The 4,291-nt window shown below is 66.7% G+C and carries 4 protein-coding genes; 1 reads left to right on the forward strand and 3 read right to left on the reverse strand.

Annotation, left to right across the window (positions count from 1 at the left end; translation table 11 throughout):
* Window positions 1–63: 63 nt before the first annotated feature.
* Window positions 64–951, forward strand: coding sequence for a hypothetical protein (locus JNN06_RS04430; RefSeq protein WP_291238381.1), 888 nt, complete (start codon window positions 64–66; stop codon window positions 949–951).
* A 49-nt stretch (window positions 952–1,000) separates the two neighbouring features.
* Here the strand turns inward: JNN06_RS04430 and trxA are convergent, their stop codons facing one another.
* The 3 genes from trxA to JNN06_RS04445 all read right to left on the reverse strand — a co-directional run bounded on the left by trxA (window position 1,001) and on the right by JNN06_RS04445 (window position 4,102).
* Window positions 1,001–1,327 carry a thioredoxin gene (gene trxA / locus JNN06_RS04435; RefSeq protein ID WP_291238382.1) on the reverse strand — a complete coding sequence of 109 codons (327 nt, stop codon included), beginning with the start codon at window positions 1,325–1,327 and terminating at the stop codon, window positions 1,001–1,003.
* A 189-nt stretch (window positions 1,328–1,516) separates the two neighbouring features.
* A complete protein-coding gene (locus tag JNN06_RS04440) occupies window positions 1,517–3,034 on the reverse strand; it encodes an aldehyde dehydrogenase family protein (protein ID WP_291238383.1) in 1,518 nt (505 codons plus the stop codon).
* Between the two features lie 108 nt (window positions 3,035–3,142).
* Window positions 3,143–4,102 (reverse strand): GAF domain-containing protein, encoded by a 960-nt coding sequence (locus tag JNN06_RS04445; protein WP_291238384.1) that lies wholly within the window; start codon window positions 4,100–4,102, stop codon window positions 3,143–3,145.
* Window positions 4,103–4,291 lie beyond the last annotated feature (189 nt).

The raw sequence follows: 4,291 nt of genomic DNA on the forward strand, positions 1-4,291 counted from the left end.
GGCTGATTGGGCGGCTGATGACAGGGCAGCAGATGACTGGGCGGCAGATGACTGGGCGTCTGGGTGGCTGAGGTCACGCTCTACCTGCCCGCGCATCTGCGCGAGGGCCATGAGGCCGGGCAGGTGAACATCCTCAGCCGCATTCTGGCCGCGCTGCCCGGCTGGCAGGTGACCCATGCGCCCGAGGACGCGGGCGAGCGTCAGGCGCATCGCGGCTTTGCCATCACCCATATGCAGGAACCGCGCCGCCCCGGCACGCTATGTCTGCGGCGGGCCTATTGGTATCCGTTCTGGCGGCTTGAACCCACCAATGAGCGCTGGAATTTCGCCGTGGCGCGGCAGACCCCCGATTACAGCACCATCCCGCCGCGCGCCGAGGCCTTTCATGCCCGGCTGCGAGAGCGGGTGCTGGCGGGGCGGCAGGTCACGCGCGAGGGGTTCATCTTTGCGCCGCTGCAAGGCCGCCTGACCGAGCATCGCAGCTTTCAAAGCATGAGCCCGCTGGCCATGCTGGAGGAAACCCTGGCGCGGCAGCCTTTGCCGGTGCTGGCGAGCCTGCATCCGGGCGAGCGCTACGGCCCGCAGGACCACGCGGCGCTGGACCGGCTGGCGCAGAACCCGCGCTTCCGGCTGGTGCAAAGCCCGGCGGCGGAGCTGATCGCGGGCTGTGATTTCGTGGTCAGCCAGAATTCTTCGGTCGCCTTGCAGGCGATGATCGCGGGCAAGGGCGCGGTGCTGTTCGCGGGGATCGACTTTCACCACCCCGCAGGTTCGGTGCCGCGCGACGGGCTGGCGGCGGCCTTCGAGACCGGCGCCGCGCCACCTGCCCGCATGGCCGAATATCTGTGGTGGTTCTTCAAGCAAGAGGCCATCGACGCGCAGGCCGAGGAGGCGTCTGCCCGCATCCGGGCGCGGCTGACCGCCGAAGGTTGGCCCTTGCCCCGGCCATAGAAAAAGGCGGCCCGCGAAGGCCGCCTTTTTCCGATCATCTCCAGGCGGTTCAGATCGCCGAGTTGATCCAGTTGGCAAGCGCGGCCTTGGGGGCGGCGCCGGTCTTGTTCGACACAACCTGGCCATCCTTGAACAGGAACAGCGCAGGAATGCCACGCACGCCCAGCACGGCCGGGCTGTCGGGGTTTTCGTCCACGTTCACTTTCACGATCTTGACCTTGCCCGCGTATTCGGTGGCCAGCTCTTCCAGAGCCGGGCCGATCTGGCGGCACGGGCCGCACCATTCGGCCCAGAAATCCACGACGACCGGGATCGGCGACTGGCGCACTTCGGCGTCAAAGGTGGCATCGGTGACGGCAACGGTAGCGGCGCCCATGATGGTTCTCCAAGGGAATCTGTCGGACTGGGAACGTAAGGTTCGCACCCGCCCGCGTCAAGAACTTGCGGCTTTCGCAAAGCGGGCATCTATCTGTTGCATGGCTGGAGACGGCGCCTGCTGTCAAACGAGAACGGGGGGCCATAAGGGCCCCCCGTCCGGTTTCCGAGGATGGAGGAGGAGGAGGCCTCAGAAGAACCCGAGTTTGTTGGGGCTGTAATTCACCAGCAGGTTCTTGGTTTCCTGATAGTGGTCCAACATCATCTTGTGGTTTTCGCGCCCGATGCCCGACTGCTTGTAGCCACCGAAGGCCGCACCGGCCGGATAGGCGTGATAGCAGTTGGTCCAGACCCGACCCGCCTCGATGCCGCGACCGGCGCGGTAGGCGGTGTTAGTGTCGCGGCTCCAGACGCCCGCGCCCAGACCGAACACGGTGTCATTGGCGATTTCCAGCGCCTCTTCCAGCGTCTTGAAGGTGGTCACCGAGACGACCGGCCCAAAGATTTCCTCCTGGAAGACCCGCATCTTGTTATGGCCTTCAAAGACGGTGGGCTGGATGTAGAAGCCCTTCGACAGGTCGCCGCCAAAGCTGTTGACGCTGCCGCCGGTCAGCACCTTGGCCCCCTCGGAGCGGCCGATCTCCAGATAGCTGGAAATCTTGTCATATTGCTCCTGGCTGGCCTGCGCGCCGATCATGGTCGAGGTGGCGCGCGGGTCGCCTGCCACGATGGCCTCGACGCGCTTGATGGCCTTTTCCATGAAGCGGTCATAGATCGATTCATGAACCAGCGCGCGCGACGGGCAGGTGCAAACCTCGCCCTGGTTCAGCGCGAACATGGCAAAGCCTTCCAGCGCCTTGTCCAGATAGGCGTCATCCTCGTTCATCACGTCGGCGAAGAAGACGTTGGGCGATTTCCCACCCAGCTCCAGCGTGATGTTGGTCAGGTTGTCGGCAGCGGCGCGCATGATCATCTTGCCGACCGGGGTGGAGCCGGTGAAGGCGATCTTGGCGATGCGCTTGGAGGAGGACAGCGCCGCGCCGGCCTCTTCGCCGATGCCGTTCACGATGTTCAGCACACCGGCGGGCAGCAGGTCTTCGATGAACTGCATGAGGTAGAGGATCGAGGCCGGGGTCTGCTCGGCCGGTTTCAGCACGATGCAGTTGCCTGCCGCCAGCGCCGGGGCCAGCTTCCAGGCCGCCATCAGGATCGGGAAGTTCCACGGGATGATCTGGCCGACAACGCCCAGCGGTTCGTGGAAGTGATAGGCCACGGTGTCATTGTCAATCTGCCCGATCGAGCCTTCCTGCGCCCGGATCGCGCCCGCAAAATAGCGGAAATGGTCGATGGCCAGCGGGATGTCGGCAGCCATGGTCTCGCGCAGCGGCTTGCCGTTGTCCCAGGTTTCGGCCAGGGCGATGGCTTCCAGATTGGCCTCGATGCGGTCTGCGATCTTCAGCAGGATGTTCGAGCGCTCGGTGACCGAGGTTTCGCCCCAGCGGCGGCGCACGGCATGGGCGGCATCAAGGGCTGCGTCAATGTCGGCCGCGTTGGAGCGCGGCACTTCGCAGATCACGCCGCCGGTGATCGGCGAGATGTTCTCCATGTAGCGGCCCGATTTCGGCGCAACCCATTGGCCGCCGATATAGTTCTCATAGCGGGCCTTGTAGGGCGCCTTGGTCAGATCGAAGGTTTCGGCTTTGGTCATTTTTCTTCCTCCAGAGCGGCCACCTCCCCAGTGGCCTGATGATGCGAGTGTGTGAGGCTTTCGCCGGGGCGTCACCCCCGGCCCGGCGGGGCAGGGGGCGGGGTTGTTTCAGTTCTGCGACAGGTTGCGCGGGCTGTTGCGGATCAGTTTGCGGTGAAAGGTGGCGCGGCTGATGCCCAGGCTGCGGGCCGCCGCCGAGGCATTGCCCCGGGCGCGGGCCAAGGCGCGGGCGATCACCGCGCGCTCGCCCTCTTCCAGCGAGTCGGTGCCGCTTTGCCCCAGCAGATCGGCGCAGGGCAGCGGCGCGCGGGTCAGATCGCCCTTCAGGCCGAAATGGCTGCGCGCGGCGCGGCTGGCCCCGATCACCAGATCATCCGCGTCCACCGCCAGCAGGGCGCCGGCCAGCTCGGGCAGCACCACAAGGCGGGCGCGCGGGAAATGGGCGCGGAACAGATCGGCCTCGATCCGCCGCGCGGCCTCCTGCACCGAATGGGACATCAGCGCCATCACCGGCTCGGCACAGGCGGCACTGGCCGACGAGACATCCAGCACCGCATTCAGCCGCCCCTCGGCATCATGAATCGGCGCAGAGGTGCAGCTGAGGCCGGTATGGGCGGTCAGGAAATGCTGGTCGCGATGGATGGTCACGGCGCGCCCCTCGACGATGCAGGTGCCGATGCCATTGGTGCCCGCCTCGCGCTCGGACCAGATCGTGCCGGTCCACAGGCCCGCCCGCTCGAACTCGCGGTCCTCGCCGGGATTGCCGCGCCGCTCCAGCGGCACGCCGTCGCGGTCGGTCAGCACCACGCAGGTGCCCAGCCCGGCCACGGCGCGGAACAGCCGGTCCAGCGTGGGGGCGGCAGTGCGGATCGTGGGCTCCATCGCGGCGCGCAGCGCGGTCAGCTCGCCCTCGGTCAGGCGCGGCACCTTGCGGCGGGTTTCCGGGCTCAGCCCGTGCATCCGGGCCGAGCGCGACCACGAGGCCGCGATGGGCGAACGCGCCGCCTCGCCGGCCAGAAGGGCCGCCTCGATGCGCGCGGCATGATGGCGAATTTCGGTCAACAACACGCGTTCCTCCCCGAGCCGCATGGATGTGACCCATGCTAGAGAAACGCGCCGCGCTGTCTGTGCGACATTGGTCTAAGGCTTGCCCCGCAGACGGCAAAAGGGCGCGGACAAAACGCCGCGCCCTTCTTTTTCTGTCTCGAAATATCCTCAGGGGGGAGGCCCGGAACGGGCCGTGGGGGGCGCGAGCGC

The organism is Gemmobacter sp., from assembly GCF_016792925.1.
Taxonomy (GTDB): Bacteria; Pseudomonadota; Alphaproteobacteria; order Rhodobacterales; family Rhodobacteraceae; genus Gemmobacter.